The sequence below is a fragment of the Amedibacillus sp. YH-ame10 genome, assembly GCF_053848885.1.
Genome location: NZ_JBSPFA010000027.1, coordinates 1 through 17,216 on the forward strand (window position 1 = coordinate 1; position 17,216 = coordinate 17,216).

A 17,216-nucleotide genomic window follows, 5' to 3' on the forward strand; every position below is an offset into this window, starting at 1 on the left:
GATTTTTTTATGACTTTCACAATATATTAAAAGGGTTATTGCCGTTTTCACTTAACTTAAACTGCAATAACTCCCTTTTTTTACTATTTTTACTTCTTACTGCATTTATTCTGATAATTTACGATTATTTTTGTATCATTATTAATGAAAAAGTGCTTTATCAGCACTTTTAAATACTCTTATGAACAATTTCCAATACGTTCTTTAAATCTTGTACTGCCATCTGTCCAGGGGCACTTGCTTTTTTTGCTGCGCCAAAGGTAACACTAGAACCGAATACTTCTCCACACATTCTAGATAATGCACCTGTTCCAGCCATAGACATAGTGATGATTGGTTGATGTGCATGTAACTCATGCATATCATTGGTAGCACGTAACAATTCTATTACATCATTCTTGCTTTGTGGCATAACCGCAATCTTTAAAATATCTGCATTCATATCTTGCATACGAGTAAGACGAGTAATGATATCTTCGTAGGCAGGTGTTTTCGCAAAATCGTGGTTTGACATTACCACATAAACTCCATGTTCTTTTGCACAAGCGATGATATCTTCAACACTATCATCTCCTGTAAACAATTCCACATCAATTAAATCTGCTTCTTTTGTAGAAATGACTGCTTTGTTTAGTTCCGTATAGAATGCAGTCGATACTTCTTTTTCTCCACCTTCTTTTTTACTTCTAAAGGTTGCCAGTAAAGTTGTATTGTTCAGCGCAGTACGAAGTTCATGTAACATCTCAACCACTGCTCCAATGGATTCTACTTCATCAAACCAATCCATTCTCCATTCAACGATATCTACTTCGATATTTGCTAATTCCGCTACTTCTTGCATAAGTTCTGCCGATGTTTTCCCAACGATTGGTACACAAATTTTTGGCATTCCTTCTCCAATTACAATATTTCTAGTTTTGATTGTATTCATAATGATTCCTCCTATTCCATATGTTTGGTATATGCTTCATATAGTTCTTCACCAGCTTGTTTACGTATGGTTTCATATACACCACTGGCTTTATTACGTAATTGTTCAATCATTGTTTGATCTACTTCAATGATATCTGTTCCACTATCGGTAATGATTTTTAAACGATCTGAAACTCTTTTATCTGCTTGTTGTCTTGCATATTGTTTAGCATTTTCACTCGCTTCATCCACAATGGCTTTTGCATCATCTGGTAAAGAGTCATAAAAATCATTGTTTACAATTAAGGAAAGCAGATGCGGCAAATGGTTGGTTTGTACAATATAGTCTTGTTGTTCATAGATTTTACCAGAAACAACAACTTCGTATGGATTTTCTTGCGCATCTATGGTTCCTTGTTGAAGCCCGATATATACTTCTGAAAATGTCATAGGTGTTGGATTTGCGCCAATGGATTGCCAGAAAGCAATATGATTTTTATTTTCCATTGTACGAATCTTTTGTCCTTTAAAATCATTGACATCTGTTATTTTTTGATTCGTTGTCATAACACGGAAACTTTGATCCCCTAGCCCTAACAAACGGAATCCATGTTCTTCATATACTTGATTGATCATATCCATAAATTTTGTATCGTCAAGTGTTGTTCGTAATTTATCGATGGATGTATACGCAACTGGCAAATCAAAGATTGCAAGTTTTGGAATGAAGCTTACTTGTGGTGCTGTATTTTGTAATATAAAGGAGATATCCCCTCCCATACAGCTTTCAATCAATTCACGATCTCCACCTAAAGTTCCATTTTCATACACTTCCATTTGAATATCTCCATCACTTAAACGCTCAACTTCTTCCGCAAATTTATTTGCGAAGATAGAAGTTACTGTGTCAGCAGGTGAATCGGTCGCAATAATCCATGGGTATCGTTTGGATGCCACTACTGGATCTTCTATTTTTTGAGTACATCCACTTACCAATGAAAGGCAACCCACAAGAAAGAATATGTTCATTTTTCGTTTCATAATGTACTCCTTTCTAACCTACTAAACACAAAGAAATTGCAGGTACAAACGTAATTACCAATAATGCTAATAAGAAGAAAGCAATAAGTGGAGCTGCTTTTCTTGCGATCTGCATAACTGGTACTTCCGTTAAAGAACTAGCTACAAATAAATTGATTCCGATTGGTGGTGTCACAAATCCGATTGCTAAATTCACAACCATGATGATACCAAAATGAACAGGGTCAATACCCAATGCATTTGTAATCGGTAATAAAATTGGCGTTAATATGAGGATTGCTGGACTTGTATCCATCACCATACCCACAATCAACAATAAAATATTGATTACGATTAAGACGGATACTTTTCCTGAGAATGTATGTAATATAAAATCACCAGCACTTTGTGGTATTTGTAATAAGGTAATCACTCTAGAGAACGCTACCGCTGCCGCTAGAATAAATAAGATTGGCGCAAATGTACGAATAGATTCTACAAGGACTCCTTTTAAGTCTGAGAATTTCAATGTGCGATATACAAACATTGAAATAATCAACGCATAGAACACTGAAATAACAGCTGCCTCGGTAGGTGAAGCTACCCCTGTATAAATACATCCTAGAATTATCACTGGTGTAAGCAGTGCCCAAAAGCTATCTAGAAATACTTTCTTAAATCCTTTTTCATGCAATGCATTTACTTCTAAATCTATTTTTTCGCTATCTTCACCATAACGTTTACAGTGATAAATTGCATATAACATCAATAAGGAAGCAATTAACAAACCTGGTACAATACCAGCCATAAACATTTTCCCAACACTAGCACCTGATGCCATACCATATAAGATAAATGGAATACTTGGTGGAATAATAACCCCAAGTCCTCCCGCAACCGCCACCAATGCAGTGACGAATGTTTTATCATACCCCATACGTATCAACAAAGGAATGGTCATACTTCCTACTGCCGCTACAGTTGCAGGCGCACTTCCAGAAATTGCCCCATAAAACAAACAAGTAACAATGACTGCACAAGGCATACCACCTGTATGTTTCCCTAAAAAGAACGAGAACACATCGAACAGTTTCTTAGAAACGCCACCCTTTGCCATTAAAATTCCAGATAATACAAACATTGGAACAGCTAAGAGCGGAAAGGAATCAATACCACCTAACATAGAACGAATAATATATTCTACACTAATTTGAAAATTTGGATCAATCAAAGAAGGTGTTATGGATACAATCCCTAACGTACAAGCAATTGGCACAGAGATAAGAAGTAAGATAATAAATAAGACTAAAATACCTTGTATCATAACTTCCCTCCCTTTTCGATGGTTACATCTTTATGTTGTATGTAATGTACAATGTTTTTACATTCCAATACAATTTGTTGAAAGGAACGAAGTGAAGCAAGAGAAAAACCAACGAGAGGTGCTACTTGTACCACATACATTGGAAGTCCTAATGCAGGACTTTTTTGTGCAGATGCAATGCTCATTTGTAAATAAGAGAATGCATGCACGCTTAGATATAGGAAGAAAACGCATAATATAATGTTCAAAATAAGTTGAAAGACAATATATACATGTTTTGGTAACATATTAATAATTTGATCGATTTTGATAGAGATCCATTTTTTTATACAATATGCAATACTGATGAATGCAGACCATATAAACAGATACCTTGTCAATTCCTCCGACCAACTCAAAGATGCGTTGAATACATAGCGTGAACAAACCTGGATCCCCATAATGATGGTCATTGAACACAACAGAATAATCAACAAATACTCTTCAAGATTATCATCCAACCAACGTATTAGTTTCATTTGTTTTCCTCCTTTATCACAATCATGATTCCAATTTTTGTAATTATAACAATTCTTTTAAGAAAAAGCTACTTTGAAACAGAAAGTCTAGCAAAGCGCATATTTACAAACAATGCTAATAATACACCCACACAAGTGATTCCAATATTCATCATAAGAATAGATTCTGAATTCATATTTCCCGCCAAAGAAAGAATTGTATAGTTAGACAAAGAAGATAAAATCATAACAATACTTGTGATGGTTCCTTTGATATTTGGGAATAAATCATTTGCAGTTGCGGTTACTAATTGTAAGATTACACCACCTGCGCTATATCCTACAAGTGCAGCACCGATATAACACATAGTTTCACTACGCATGAAGTAAACTAGTGCTAGTGAAATCAATGTAATCAAAGGATACACAAATAAGAAACGTACACCTTTTATCTTTGATACTAATGATGCTGTCACAATGATAGCTGCTAAGGAACCAAAAGAATAATACGTTTGCATCATTCCTGGATCTTGTACTCCTGCTAAATCTTTCGCAAATGTTTGTGCACAGTTCAACCAAAGTTGGAATGTTGCAGTACATGTAAATCCAATGACAACAAGTGCAATACTTTCCACTGTAAATTTTGAATTGCGGATATTTTCTATCAAACCTGGTGCTTTTTCTCCAGCACTCTTTTCCATTTTTGGAAGTGGAGCAAATACAACTAACGCACCGATGATAACAATCGCAACACCACAAATATAAAGAAGTGTATTATAAGATAAACTTGCTCCCGCAAGTGCACCTAACATAAATGGTAGTAACAACTGCGCTGCTGATATAAAGAATTTTGTTAACATAGTTGCTAGTGAAGAACGTGGTTGTAGGATTTCTACACACGCTGGAATAACACCTGTATCTAAGAAAGAGTTCGCAATTCCTCCTAATATAGCCGCAGCATAAGCTACCCACATATTTGGAGAACATGCAATTCCTATGAAGAAGATTGCATAAGAAGCAATCCCAATCAAAGAAGATACTTTTCTTCCCATTTTATCAGATAATGGTCCTGCTATTGGAAGTGAAATCAAACGTCCCAATCCAAGAGCCGCCGCAACCATTGTTACTTGCCCGATAGAATCGATTCCAACACCCCATTGTTCTACTAACATTTCTTTAATAACTGCTTGTCCCAATATTGAACACCCTATCCCATGTATAAAGTAGTTCAAATAAAGTATAAAAGCACTTGGATAATATTTCTTATTCATAATTTTCCCTCATCCTATCCTTAAAATTTAATATCTAAAATTTCTTTCATGTAATCGATTGGCATTTCTTTTCCTGTCCATAATTCGAATGCCGCAGCACCCTGATATAACATCATCCCTAAACCATTCATACATTTACATCCAATTTCTTCCGCCACTTCTAACATTTTTGTTTTCGTTGGCATATAAACTACATCACTTACGATTAAGTCTTTACGTAAATAGCTAGCATCTGGAATGATCATACTTCCTTCTAATGGTTTCATCCCCACACCCGTAGCATTAGTAAACAAATAACTGCTTTCAATTTCACGTTTCAATGCTTCACAATCTGCCAAGTCATATAAGGTTGCTTTACAATTTGTTTTTTCATTGATGTTTTTTACATTCTGTTGTGCTCTTTCCCAAAATTCATCACGACGATTAAAGATAGAAAGTTCTTTTACACCATCTAGTGCAGCTTGAATTTCGATTGCAGTTGCAGCTCCTCCAGCACCAACAATCGTCATTTTCTTACCAATGACATCAATCCCATTATCTTGTAATGCACGCATGTAACCAATACCATCCGTAATATGACCTGTTAATACTCCATTGTCATTTACTACAGTATTTACAGCGCCACAAAGTTCAGCAGCTGGAGATAAATGATCAAGGTATTGACCAATGACTGTTTTATTTGGCATAGAAACATTGTATCCACATACTTTTAATGCTTTGAATCCCTTTACTGCATCTTCCAATTCTTCATTTCCAACTTCAAATGCAAGATATGCATAGTCTAATCCTAATTTTGCAAATGCTTCATTATGCATAGTTGGTGATTTTGAATGACGAATTGGTGTCGCAATCAATCCAATTAGTTCTGTGTGTCCTGTTATTCTTTCGCTCATATATTTTCCTCCTTACGCTATACTTGCGTATCTTATAGAAATTCTCTTTTCTTTAATATATTGATAATGTTACGTCCTTCTGCAACTCCATCGATAATACGTCTAGCTCTCATGCTATCTCCAATATTCACGATATCCACATCTGCTTCTTTAAACGTTTCCATTAGTTCGTTGATGATTGGTGAATACGCACGCATTCCCAAACAAACAAACCCTTCATCGAATGGCAATTCAACAATCTCTTCCCCTTGTTTCACAACAAAGCAATCATCTTTTACTTCTTGTAATGCCGTACTTGTTAATACTTGTACATGATGTTTTTCTAACATATCATACGTTCCCACTTTGGTCACAGTATCTAAATCTTTACCTACCACAGGTAACATTTCTACAATACTTACATCAGCACCACGTTTCGCAAAGAATTCTACCACATCGAGACCAACAGCTCCACCACCTACAACACAAATACGTTTATTTTTCATGTCTTCAGGGTAAGTGTCGATATGTTGTATCATACCTAAAATACCTTTCACATGTCCACCTTTTTGGTCAATTTTTTCTCTTAATCCGTTAATTGGTGGCAACAATGGTGTAGAACCTGTCGCATTGACAATGATATCTGGTTTCAACATCTTGATAAAGTCTACATTTGCTTCTGTATTCGTTAAGGTAATCAAATTACGTAAATTTTCTGCACGATGTATTAAATAATCTGGGAAATCGCGAAGACGTTTCTTATCTGGGATTTTAGAAATTTCAACACTCAATCCTCCAAGATGATCTTCTTTTTCAATTAAGAAAGTCGTACATCCAACTTCCGCTGCACTACATGCTGCTTCAAGTCCCGTTGTACCTCCACCAATAACAACGACATTACACGGTTGTTTTACTTTCAGTTCGCGGTATTCTTCACCTTCATTAACACTAGGATTTACGCTACAACGAATTGGACGATTTAAACCAATGCGATGTCCACTACATCCAATGTTACAAGAGATACATTTACGAATTTGATCTTCTTTTCCATAATGTACTTTGTTTGTCCAACTTGGATCCGCAATACATTGACGTCCCATACCAATCAAATCACTATCTCCACGTTGTAGGATATCTTGTGCAACTTGAGGATCACGTATATTACCTGTCGTTATAACTACTTTATGGAATTTGTCTTTCACTGCTTTCGCCATGTAAGAACGCCATCCATCCTCTAAGAAATTGGCATCAATTTGATATTGAATAGAATCTGACAATCCACAAGATACATCGATAATATCCGCTTCTTTTTCAAAGTAAGGCAATACTTCTAACATATCGTCTAAGGTATTTCCACCCTCTAAGAACTCATCTGCACTAATGCGCATAATGATTGGAAAATTAGGTCCTACCGCATCACGTACTTCTTGCATAACAAGACTCGCGAATCTTGCACGATTTTCAGGCGATCCACCAAATTCATCACTTCTATCATTGGTTAGTGGTGATAAAAATTGATTGATCAAATAAGAATGACCTGCATGAATTTCTACTGCATCAAATCCAATGATTTGTGCACGTTTTGCGGCTTTCGCGTAATGTTTCGCGATATCCTGTATTTCCTCTTTTGTTAAAGGACGAGGAATTGCTCCTCCTTTTTTATTAGGAAGATTACTAGCCGATACTGGTTGCATACCAATTCGTTCTTCCATCGCACTAGCTCCAGCATGATTCAACTGAATGGCAATTCTTGTGTTGTGTTTATGAATGGTTTCCACTAACTTATAAAGTCTAGGAATATAGTTATCATGATCAATGCGTAATTGTGTAGTACCATTAGAACCACAAGGAAAATCCACACACGCATTCTCAACAATAATCAAACCAATACCACCCATTGCTCTTTGTTCGTAGTAATTGATGTGCAAAAAGCTCATTTCGCCGTTTTGCTCACCAAAGTTTGTCCCCATTGGTGTCATTACCATACGATTTTCCATCGTCATCGTTTTGACAGTCAATGGCTCAAAAATTGAAGAATACTTTCCCATAATTCAACCTCCTCTTTTGTGAATGTTATCTTATTCACAAGTTACAGTTGCATTATACGTTTTCTTTTATATATAAACAATTCATAATTTATACTTTATTCATAGATTTTATCTATAGATTGAGCTATAATTACTAAAAAGGAGATAATTTCATGAACCTTAACCATTTATATTACTTTCAAGTGCTCGCACAAAGTGAACACTACACACATGCTGCAGAACAACTAAACATAACGCAACCTTCCCTTTCACACGCCATTCACACTTTGGAAGCTCAATTAGGAATTTACCTCTTTGAAAAACAAGGTAGAAATATTCGTCTTACCAAATATGGAAAGATCTTTTATGAATATGTAAACAAAGGCTTGAATGAAATTGAAATCGGACAAAAAAGGATTCTTGACTTATCTTCCCAACACAGTGGATGGATCGATCTTGGATTTATTTACACCCTTGGCTCTCACTATGTCCCTCACTTGATACGAGACTTTCTTTCCGTACAAGATAATAAGGATATTAAATTCTCCCTAAAACAAGGAAATACAACTGAAATCTTACAAGGTTTAAAAGATGAAAAATATGATGTTGCCTTTTGTTCCTATGTTGAGAACCAACCAGATATCAACTTTATACCAATTGCGCAAGAAGAAGTTGTTTTGATCGTTTCTAGAAATCATCCACTCGCCTCCTATGATGAAATTGATTTGCGAATGATAAAGGATGAAAAGATTGTCTTCTATGATAAGGAAAGTGGTATACGTCCTTTAATTGAACGTCTCTTTAAAGAAGTAGATATTACACCTAACATCATTTGTGAAGTAGAAGAAGATAGTGCTGTTATTGGTCTTGTGGCAATCAATTATGGAGTCGCTCTTGTTCCAGATATAGCAATGATTGATAACTTCGCAGTTAAGCGAATTCGCATAAACAATCCTCCTCATGAACGTTATATTTATTTAGCAACCGTAAAAAATCGTTATCTTCCACCTTCCGTACATACGTTCTGTAATTACATCATTCACCACACAACAATACAAAACTTACATATTCATAAGTAAGAAATTTACAGTATTTTTCATAAATGTTGAAAATTTATGAAAAATACTTGCAATTCCAACTCAATTGATGTATTCTATAACCATTAGGAGTGATTCAAGTGAAAAATTCTATCCCAACATCATCTTATTACTTTTACTTTAGATAGCCCTGGAAAACCATTTTTAGACGATGGTTTATTTTGATATCCAGGGCATAACAAAAGCATCGAGAAGTTATCGGATGCTTTTTTTTGTTGAAATAGGATCTACAACCCCTAAATTAGAACAAGGAGAGAGAAAATATGCGTTATGGACTAATAGGTGAAAAACTAGGACACAGTTTTTCAAAAGAAATTCACGAGAGAATTGCAGATTACAAATTTGATTTGATTCCTTTGGACAAAGATGAGTTCAAAGATTTTATGGAAAAGAAAGACTTTACTGCTATCAATGTAACGATTCCTTACAAAAAGGATGTTATGCCTTATCTAGATGAAATTGATCCACATGCAAAAGCAATTGGTGCTGTGAATACAATTGTAAACCGTGATGGTAAATTACATGGCTATAACACTGACTTTACTGGTTTCTTATATATGGTGAAAAAACACAACGTACAAATGCAAGGCAAAAAAGTACTTGTGATTGGGAATGGTGGTGCATCTGCAGCTATTCAAGCAGTCGTAAACCATGAACAAGCAAAAGAAATGATCATCGTAGATATCGTTGCTGGAAATGGTGCTATTTCTTATGATGAATGCTTTGCGAAGCATTTGGATGCAGAAATCATCATCAATACATCCCCTATTGGAATGTATCCAAAAATAGGCAATGCTCCTATCGATATCACTATGTTTCCAAACTGTAAGAGTGTAATGGATGTCATCTATAATCCAATTCTTACGCGTTTATGCTTCGAAGCACAGGAAGAAGGAATACAACGTGTTATGGGTTTAGAAATGTTAATTGCACAAGCAAAACAATCTGTAGAACACTTCCTTGATAAGACTGTTAATGATGATGTAATCGATACGATTTTCCAAGATATGTTGAAACAACGTTGTAATATTGTATTGATTGGTATGCCTAGTGCGGGAAAAACAACCATTGGTAAAATGTTAGAACAACGTATGAATAAAGAATTCATTGACTTAGATGATAAAATTATAGAAAAAGCTGGTAAGAGCATCCCAGAAATCTTCGAAGAATCTGGAGAAGCTGGATTCCGTGCGATTGAAACAGAAGTTGCTATTGAACTAGCAAAAGAAAACAATAAAATCATTGCGACTGGTGGAGGAACCATCAAGAACAAAATCAACATGGATTACCTGCGCCAAAATGGAATTACGATTTTTATTGATCGTGATATTAACAAACTCATCAGTGCTGATCCAAATCGTCCTTTATCAAAAAGTAAAGATGCTTTGCAACAACTACACGATGAACGTTACCACTTATACCAAAAATATGCTGCATATATCGCAGTGAACAATACGGAGATTGAAGAAACAGTGAACGAAATTGAAGATGCCTATCGTAGCATTCTCATGGCCGCTATCACAGATTAAGAAAGAGGATAAATTGTATGATTATTACATTAAAGAAGGATGCACCTAAATTAGAAGTAGAAAAGCTCATACGTAACTTTGAAGATAAAGGATTAGCAGTTACAATGATCCAAGGAGATGAATTCAACGTATTCGGTCTTGTTGGAGATACATCAAAATTGGATGACAAATTGATTAAAGCGCACCCTTTTGTAGAACACGTCACAAGAATCGCTGCTCCTTACAAAAAAGCAAACCGCTTATTTCATCCAGAAGATACCATTGTAGATGTAGCTGGTATTAAAATTGGAGGAAATGAAAAAATCGTAGTCATTGGTGGTCCATGCTCCGTCGAAGGAGAAAGCCAGATTATGCAAATTGCTAAAGATGTAAAAAAAGCTGGTGGAGATATGTTACGTGGTGGTGCATATAAACCAAGAACAAGTCCTTATGCATTCCAAGGAATGGGGAGTGAAGGTATCGCTTGTATGGAACATGCACGTAGCGAATATCATTTACCTATCGTTTCAGAACTAATGAGCGTAGATAAAATAGATGAATTCGTAGAACATGTTGATTTGATTCAAATCGGTGCACGTAATATGCAAAATTTCGATTTATTAAAGGCAGTAGGAAAAGTAAATAAACCAGTATTGTTAAAACGTGGATTGGCAAATACTATTGAAGAATGGATTATGGCTGCGGAATATATCATGTCTGAGGGAAATGAAAATGTGATTTTCTGTGAACGTGGAATTCGTACGTTTGAAACCTATACACGAAATACCTTAGATTTAAGCGTTATTCCAATTATCAAAGAGAAAACTCACTTACCTATCGTCATTGATCCAAGTCATGCGACTGGAGATTGGAGATTGGTAGAAAGTGCTTCCCTTGCGGCAATCGCAGCTGGGGCAGATGGTCTCATCATTGAAGTACACAACGATCCTGAGAATGCATGGAGTGATGGAGCACAATCTTTAAAACCAGAAAGATTTGCGGATGTTATTGAGAAAGGAAGAAAAATCGCCCAAGTAATTGGACGAGATTTGTAAGAGGCTATGGCCTCTTTTTCTTTACTTTAAAAATCCATTGTACATCCAATATATACGCAAAAACAGCACCTACACAATAACAAATAAGATCACTCCACACAAATCCTTGACCTATTATATAACGAAGAAATGTTGTGCGTAAATAATCTAGCGTTGGATTGGATATGAGTTGTGAGAATTCAACAAAAAAACTACCTAATAATGCAATTATAAAAGCAGTACTTGCTTTCACATTAGGAAAACATAAAACTAGTAGAAAATATACCATACTCGTCCATAAGACATCACCTAAATAAGCTTTTAAAAACATTGGAAAAGGATATGTACTTCTTGAATAAAGCCCTACAATGACAATACAAAACACAACAACGAGACACCATGTACGTTTACGTTTGACTTCCATAAAATTCCTCCTAGAAAAAAAGGAGTGATACTATCACTCCAAATGATTGATCATTTCCATTCTCGATTTATAATCCGGCATATAATTTTCTATTACATGATAGAATGCTTTTGAATGATTCGGTTGAATAAAATGCACAAATTCATGTAATATAACATACTCGATAAACTCAAATGGGTAATGAATAAGTTTTTTATTTAAGGTAATTAAATTTTTGACTGGTGTACAACTTCCCCATCTGCTTTTCATTTCACGTATCTTAACCTCTGGAAATGGAAGTTGATAATCACTCAATGAACGATGTGTTAATGTCACGATATCCATAAACACATCACGACATAATTTATCTAGGAACTGACGAATGATTTTATCGTAATTTCCATTATCTTTGCTTTGTACAAAAAGTGTTGTTTTATCATAACTTACATGATTATATTTACCAATAGAACGTTTGATTTTTAAATGATTACCAAATAGCATAATACAATTTTCATCATAAATGGTAAACGCTTGTCTTTTTAATACTTGTTCTTGATGAGACACAATCCAAGAAACTTTACTAGATACAAATTCATCAATCTTTTCCATAGGCACAAAAGGATTCGCGCTTACAACGATTTCTCCGTTTTGGGAGATGCGCATATTTATATTTTTTACTTGTTTTATTACGAGCGTATACGTGATTGGATATTTTTTACATTGTATTACTTTCTTTCCGGTACTCATGAACGCGATACCCCCTTTCTATAGAATTTTGTGTGCAATTATTATCTCACATTTGTTTAAAAAAATAAACAGTAGATTATTAAGAATTTTTTAAATTTACTCTTCTTTTCTATTCTACCATTTTTTTATAGAAATATATTTTTTTAATTATTTTTGTAAGTACCCATTTGACAACCATATACTGAATTACTTTTTTAATTTTCCTATAGAAAAGTGACTATTGTGAAATATAAGAGAAATAACAAACGATTTTCAGTAAAGGGTCGTGGAAACTACATGACCAAGACTAAACTTATTACAAAGTACTATAGCAATGTTGAACTTTGTAAATAATTTTTCTTTGAAATGAAATGGCCTGCCGAATATTACTTTGAAAGTACTCACAATTATTTATATATATCGTAATTCATTTACGTTATTCTAGTCCTATGGTAAAATAAGTGCGGTGATAAAATGACATTCAATAATCCTTTTCCTTTCAGTGACGATAACAAGCGTTATCATACATGGAACTATTATTTAAAGCATCGTTTTCATAATAAAGTCTTTAAAGTTGCGTTAAACGCAAACTTTTCTTGTCCCAATCGTGATGGTACTTGTGGCAGTGGAGGGTGTACGTTCTGTAGTTCTATGGGAAGTGGAGATTACGCTGGTGATATCCACGATAGTTTACAAACACAATATATAGAAGGTACGGAAAGAATGCGAAAGAAATGGCCTACTGGTATGCCTATGCCATATTTTCAAGCATTTTCAAATACATACGCCTCCCTTTCTAAACTCAAAGAAACATTCGAACCATTTTTTCAAAACGATGACATTCAAGCCATTAGTATCGCAACTCGTGCGGATTGTCTAGACCAAGAGAAAATCGATTATTTCAACTCCTACGCAAAAAAGAAAGAAGTATGGATGGAATTGGGTCTACAAAGTATTCACGATAGTACTGCGTTACAAATCAATCGCGGACATACGTATCAAGATTTCTTAGATTGTGTACACATGTTAGAAAAAAGCGATATCAAAATATGTGTACATATCATCAATTCACTTCCTAATGAAAGTGCAGATATGATGGTTGAAAGCGTAAAAGCAATTTCTACACTCCCAATTCATGCCGTTAAGATTCATATGTTACACATCATGGAGCACACGAAGATGGCACAGGAATATAGAGAAGAACCCTTTCATGTGTTAACAAAAGAAGAATATATCGATATCGTGATTCGTCAATTGGAAGTACTTCCTCCTGAAATTATCATACAACGCTTAACAGGAGATGGAGTTAAAGAACAATTGATTACACCTTCTTGGACATTGAAGAAAGTAGTCGTCTTAAATGATATTGATAAAGAAATGAAGCGAAGAGATACATGGCAAGGAAAAAGGTTTCCATAAGAACCTTTTTCTTTTTTTTACATACGTTAACCTAGAGGTGACAATATGAAAATCATTGGTATTGTAATGCGTATTGAACGTTTTGATTCTATGTTTAAATGGTTTGTGAATGAAAGTTATGTAAATGCGATTGTAAATTTAGGGGCGGCTGTCTTCCCTATCTGCTCTTATGCATCACTTGAAAAGGCAAAAAAGATTTGTAATGGTTTGATCATTCCAGGAGGCTATGATGTACAAAGTTATTATGTAAAGCAATTACGTAATCCTCATGTCCAAACTTATGAAAGAGCCATGGATCATTTTGATTTCGCATGTATTGATGCTTTTTATACTGCACATAAGCCAATTCTTGGAATATGTAGAGGGATGCAAATGATCAACGTATACTTGAAAGGAAACTTAATACAACACATAGAAGAAGATACCCATGCAAAGCAACATGAACATCTTCTTCACATTTGTGAAGATAGTTTTTTAAGCACCATGTATGCAGAAGACGTACTTGTAAATAGCTATCATCATCAAGTCATAGCAACGTTAGCCAGTCAACTAAAAGTGGCCGCTGTATCCAACGAAGGTTTCGTGGAAGCATTTGAAGATAATGAACATTTTGTTTATGGAGTACAGTGGCATCCAGAAAAAATGGAGAACGATCAAATACTTCCTTATTTCTTAGATATTGTTTGTAAGTGACGTTTTTCCTTCCACCAACGAAGGATGAGCCAAAGTATTATTATCAAAGAAAACCAAGTACCAAAGGAATCTACGTTCACAACACTTCCCAATTGATATAAACAATACGTTACAAGTAAACTTCTTAACAATCGTGCAAATCCATCGCACAAGGAGAATTTTATAAAGTTCATATTGGTGAAACCAGCTAAATACGCCAATAGAAAGTCTGGAATAGGTGTAATTCCACCAATAAACACCGCAAGCATCCCATAGCGATTCATCAAGCGTTCTCCTGCATCCATATCTTTTTCACTTGCCATATGTTGTAGGATGTTACGACCAAAACGATGGGCTAGATAGTACCCTATTCCTCCACCAATACAGGTTCCTATCGCACCTTCAATGGAATAGAGAATCCACTTTTCTGGAGAATGCATACAAAGAGGTACCAAAATTACTTCCAATGATGGAAGAGGTAAAAAAGCTTTCAGTATTGCATACAACAACAAACCTATGTCTTGCCAGATAATAAAAAAATCTTGTATTGTCATGAAATCGCCTCATTTCATTTTACAATACAAGATCCTTTATTATGTCAATTTTTATGCTACTTCCTTCATTTCTTCGCTACATTTACTAAGATATAAATCCTGTGAGAAATGTTCATGTTTAATATATCCATCTAACAACACTGTAAGAATAGACATCAAAGAACCTAATGTACTATTGTAGAATGATACTTTACAAGTTTCTCCCAGTTCCATAATTCCACAACACTTTTCTCTATCAAAGCATTTTACAATACGTACCCCATCTTCTAATCCAGAATAGAATCGATAGGTTACTCCTTGAAATGCAAATTCAAAAGCTCCTTTAATTCCATGAAGTTCGCCCATTTTTGCATCTTGTTCATAAATTGTAAAATCAAGTGCACGTCCTGGCTGTATAGTACTATACCATTTCTTTATTTGAAACACACTAAGTGCTTCATCTCCATATATATTTCGTAAATACAAAGAAAGAAGTTTGTCATCATAACTATGATCACACGTGAAGATAGTTCTTCCATCTTCTTTGATACTATAGATACTATCTTTCTTTTCTATTGTAAACTCCATGGTGTTTCCTCCTTAAGAAAAGGCTCTTGTATACATGATCAAGAGCCTCCATCATAACCCACTATCGTAGGGTTTCACAGTCTTCATCTATACCTATTATAGAAAATAAAAGCGAAGATTTCAAGACTTGTCTGCTTTTTTACGCAAACGTTGGTAATAAAGAATCAAAAGCAATGGGAATATCGCAAATCCTGCCACCAAATATAGCGTTTTATCATACCCAAGCGCATGTGATACATAAGAAGTAATCAAAGGTGTAATAAGTCCACTTACACCAATGAAAATAGCCATCGCAAACATTTGAGCACTATTAAACATTTCTTTTGGAGTCACTTCTTTGATTAACACTTTACTCGTCAACATAATAATAGGAAGTGTGAGCAATTGCAAAGATGCACTCCATATAATACCCCAGCTTGATTGAAAAAAGCCATATAGTATAAATTTAATCGCATACATCACAGTACCAAACAACAACAGAGTACCTGTTTTGTAACGCTTTAATATAGCACTCGCAAAGAGAAATAAGGGTACTTCCATAAAGGATTGTAAAGCCCATTTAATTCCGATTTGCGCATTGCTAGAACCAATGGAGAGCATTTTATCAATGACAACATATTGATCAGCGGTTCCAATCATATAGACCAATAAGTAAATAAGCACCAAAAGAATATATTGTTTATTACATACAATGCTTTTTATAGAGGATAATTTAATTGTTTCACTTTCTTTACGTTTTGTATCCTGAACTTCTTTTAATAAATATAGGATAAAAAAAGATACGAGACAAAATGTTATTAGTAATGAAATATAGTGAAACGCTTTAACAAGAAACCCTGCGATAGGAGAACCTATAGTTAATCCCAACGCCCCAGCTGCACGTAACTTACCATAATGCTCACTATCAATTTCCAGCATCCATGTTTCATCTAATCCCATAATCACCTTTACCATACCTGACATAATGGAAACAACGAACAGATGATAAAAGAACATTTGCTTTTGATATAAAAACATACCTAGGCTACCTGCAATCAATAATAGATATGCGAAAAAAAAGACCTTCTTCGTTTTTTGGGAGCGATCGCATAAATAACCAAAAAGAAACTGACCTAGTATTGCGACAACTGCAGTACCTGCTAGGATGTAACCTCTTTGTATCACATCATACCCTACCTTGCTTAAGAAAGGAATCATTTGTGTGTTTACCATAGATATAGCAAAAAATACAAAAAAGTTTAAAGAATAGAGTACATATTTCTTTTTCTTATCCATAGTGTCACATCCTTAGGATTAGTATGGCAAGGATATGG

The 17,216-nt window shown here is 34.9% G+C and carries 17 protein-coding genes; 5 read left to right on the forward strand and 12 right to left on the reverse strand.

Features of this window, described 5'->3' with window-relative positions:
* Positions 1-169 precede the first annotated feature (169 nt).
* The 7 genes from aroD to ACWG42_RS11450 form a co-directional block, all read right to left on the reverse strand.
* Positions 170-931 (reverse strand): type I 3-dehydroquinate dehydratase, encoded by a 762-nt coding sequence (gene aroD / locus ACWG42_RS11420; protein ID WP_455792458.1) that lies wholly within the window; start codon positions 929-931, stop codon positions 170-172.
* Positions 932-942: 11 nt separating this feature from the next.
* Entirely contained in the window at positions 943-1,953 is a 1,011-nt protein-coding gene (locus ACWG42_RS11425) for a TRAP transporter substrate-binding protein (RefSeq protein ID WP_455792460.1), read from the reverse strand.
* Positions 1,954-1,966: 13 nt separating this feature from the next.
* Complete coding sequence (locus ACWG42_RS11430) at positions 1,967-3,256, reverse strand: TRAP transporter large permease (RefSeq protein ID WP_455792462.1); 1,290 nt, start codon at positions 3,254-3,256, stop codon at positions 1,967-1,969.
* Positions 3,253-3,774, reverse strand: a complete 522-nt coding sequence (locus ACWG42_RS11435; RefSeq protein WP_455792463.1) for a TRAP transporter small permease — start codon at positions 3,772-3,774, stop codon at positions 3,253-3,255. Before ACWG42_RS11435 ends, ACWG42_RS11430 begins: the two co-directional genes overlap by 4 nt.
* A gap of 68 nt (positions 3,775-3,842) precedes the next feature.
* Positions 3,843-5,024, reverse strand: a complete 1,182-nt coding sequence (locus tag ACWG42_RS11440; protein WP_455792464.1) for an MFS transporter — start codon at positions 5,022-5,024, stop codon at positions 3,843-3,845.
* Positions 5,025-5,044: 20 nt separating this feature from the next.
* Positions 5,045-5,917, reverse strand: a complete 873-nt coding sequence (locus ACWG42_RS11445) for a shikimate dehydrogenase (protein ID WP_455792466.1) — start codon at positions 5,915-5,917, stop codon at positions 5,045-5,047.
* 32 nt (positions 5,918-5,949) lie between these two features.
* Entirely contained in the window at positions 5,950-7,944 is a 1,995-nt protein-coding gene (locus tag ACWG42_RS11450) for an oxidoreductase (protein WP_455792468.1), read from the reverse strand.
* Between the two features lie 152 nt (positions 7,945-8,096).
* Here ACWG42_RS11450 and ACWG42_RS11455 point away from each other — a divergent pair, with 152 nt between their 5' ends.
* The 3 genes from ACWG42_RS11455 to aroF all read left to right on the forward strand — a co-directional run bounded on the left by ACWG42_RS11455 (position 8,097) and on the right by aroF (position 11,583).
* On the forward strand, positions 8,097-9,002 hold the full coding sequence (locus ACWG42_RS11455) for a LysR family transcriptional regulator (protein ID WP_455792469.1): 906 nt from the start codon (positions 8,097-8,099) through the stop codon (positions 9,000-9,002).
* 281 nt (positions 9,003-9,283) lie between these two features.
* Positions 9,284-10,549: a shikimate kinase gene (locus ACWG42_RS11460; protein ID WP_455792471.1), complete on the forward strand. Its 1,266-nt coding sequence runs from the start codon at positions 9,284-9,286 to the stop codon at positions 10,547-10,549.
* Between the two features lie 17 nt (positions 10,550-10,566).
* Entirely contained in the window at positions 10,567-11,583 is a 1,017-nt protein-coding gene (aroF, locus tag ACWG42_RS11465; protein ID WP_455792473.1) for a 3-deoxy-7-phosphoheptulonate synthase, read from the forward strand.
* 4 nt (positions 11,584-11,587) lie between these two features.
* Here the strand turns inward: aroF and ACWG42_RS11470 are convergent, their stop codons facing one another.
* Both ACWG42_RS11470 and ACWG42_RS11475 read right to left on the reverse strand, forming a co-directional pair.
* A complete protein-coding gene (locus ACWG42_RS11470) occupies positions 11,588-11,986 on the reverse strand; it encodes a ribosomal maturation YjgA family protein (RefSeq protein ID WP_455792474.1) in 399 nt (132 codons plus the stop codon).
* A 33-nt stretch (positions 11,987-12,019) separates the two neighbouring features.
* Positions 12,020-12,712, reverse strand: a complete 693-nt coding sequence (locus ACWG42_RS11475; RefSeq protein ID WP_455792476.1) for a M48 family metallopeptidase — start codon at positions 12,710-12,712, stop codon at positions 12,020-12,022.
* A 453-nt stretch (positions 12,713-13,165) separates the two neighbouring features.
* On the opposite strand from ACWG42_RS11475, the gene ACWG42_RS11480 reads away from it, so the two are divergent.
* On the forward strand, positions 13,166-14,110 hold the full coding sequence (locus ACWG42_RS11480; protein WP_455792478.1) for a TIGR01212 family radical SAM protein: 945 nt from the start codon (positions 13,166-13,168) through the stop codon (positions 14,108-14,110).
* Positions 14,111-14,155: 45 nt separating this feature from the next.
* Positions 14,156-14,803: a gamma-glutamyl-gamma-aminobutyrate hydrolase family protein gene (locus ACWG42_RS11485; RefSeq protein WP_455792480.1), complete on the forward strand. Its 648-nt coding sequence runs from the start codon at positions 14,156-14,158 to the stop codon at positions 14,801-14,803.
* On the opposite strand, the gene ACWG42_RS11490 is transcribed toward ACWG42_RS11485, so the two are convergent.
* From ACWG42_RS11490 to ACWG42_RS11500, 3 genes are all read right to left on the reverse strand, one after another.
* A complete protein-coding gene (locus tag ACWG42_RS11490; protein ID WP_455792481.1) occupies positions 14,776-15,336 on the reverse strand; it encodes a YqaA family protein in 561 nt (186 codons plus the stop codon). The two genes, ACWG42_RS11485 and ACWG42_RS11490, sit on opposite strands and share 28 nt — an antisense overlap.
* Positions 15,337-15,387: 51 nt before the next feature.
* Entirely contained in the window at positions 15,388-15,903 is a 516-nt protein-coding gene (locus tag ACWG42_RS11495; RefSeq protein WP_455792483.1) for a hypothetical protein, read from the reverse strand.
* 120 nt (positions 15,904-16,023) lie between these two features.
* Complete coding sequence (locus ACWG42_RS11500; protein WP_455792484.1) at positions 16,024-17,178, reverse strand: MFS transporter; 1,155 nt, start codon at positions 17,176-17,178, stop codon at positions 16,024-16,026.
* Between the last annotated feature and the right edge of the window lie 38 nt (positions 17,179-17,216).

Coding starts and splice junctions, on each gene's coding strand:
- ACWG42_RS11485 (WP_455792480.1), top strand. CDS start 14,156: ATGAAAATCATTGGTATTGTAATGCGTATTGAACGTTTTGATTCTATG.
- ACWG42_RS11500 (WP_455792484.1), bottom strand. CDS start 17,178: ATGGATAAGAAAAAGAAATATGTACTCTATTCTTTAAACTTTTTTGTA.
- ACWG42_RS11460 (WP_455792471.1), top strand. CDS start 9,284: ATGCGTTATGGACTAATAGGTGAAAAACTAGGACACAGTTTTTCAAAA.
- ACWG42_RS11445 (WP_455792466.1), bottom strand. CDS start 5,917: ATGAGCGAAAGAATAACAGGACACACAGAACTAATTGGATTGATTGCG.
- ACWG42_RS11455 (WP_455792469.1), top strand. CDS start 8,097: ATGAACCTTAACCATTTATATTACTTTCAAGTGCTCGCACAAAGTGAA.
- ACWG42_RS11425 (WP_455792460.1), bottom strand. CDS start 1,953: ATGAAACGAAAAATGAACATATTCTTTCTTGTGGGTTGCCTTTCATTG.
- aroF (WP_455792473.1), top strand. CDS start 10,567: ATGATTATTACATTAAAGAAGGATGCACCTAAATTAGAAGTAGAAAAG.
- ACWG42_RS11495 (WP_455792483.1), bottom strand. CDS start 15,903: ATGGAGTTTACAATAGAAAAGAAAGATAGTATCTATAGTATCAAAGAA.
- ACWG42_RS11440 (WP_455792464.1), bottom strand. CDS start 5,024: ATGAATAAGAAATATTATCCAAGTGCTTTTATACTTTATTTGAACTAC.
- ACWG42_RS11490 (WP_455792481.1), bottom strand. CDS start 15,336: ATGACAATACAAGATTTTTTTATTATCTGGCAAGACATAGGTTTGTTG.
- ACWG42_RS11430 (WP_455792462.1), bottom strand. CDS start 3,256: ATGATACAAGGTATTTTAGTCTTATTTATTATCTTACTTCTTATCTCT.
- ACWG42_RS11450 (WP_455792468.1), bottom strand. CDS start 7,944: ATGGGAAAGTATTCTTCAATTTTTGAGCCATTGACTGTCAAAACGATG.
- ACWG42_RS11435 (WP_455792463.1), bottom strand. CDS start 3,774: ATGAAACTAATACGTTGGTTGGATGATAATCTTGAAGAGTATTTGTTG.
- ACWG42_RS11480 (WP_455792478.1), top strand. CDS start 13,166: ATGACATTCAATAATCCTTTTCCTTTCAGTGACGATAACAAGCGTTAT.
- aroD (WP_455792458.1), bottom strand. CDS start 931: ATGAATACAATCAAAACTAGAAATATTGTAATTGGAGAAGGAATGCCA.
- ACWG42_RS11475 (WP_455792476.1), bottom strand. CDS start 12,712: ATGAGTACCGGAAAGAAAGTAATACAATGTAAAAAATATCCAATCACG.
- ACWG42_RS11470 (WP_455792474.1), bottom strand. CDS start 11,986: ATGGAAGTCAAACGTAAACGTACATGGTGTCTCGTTGTTGTGTTTTGT.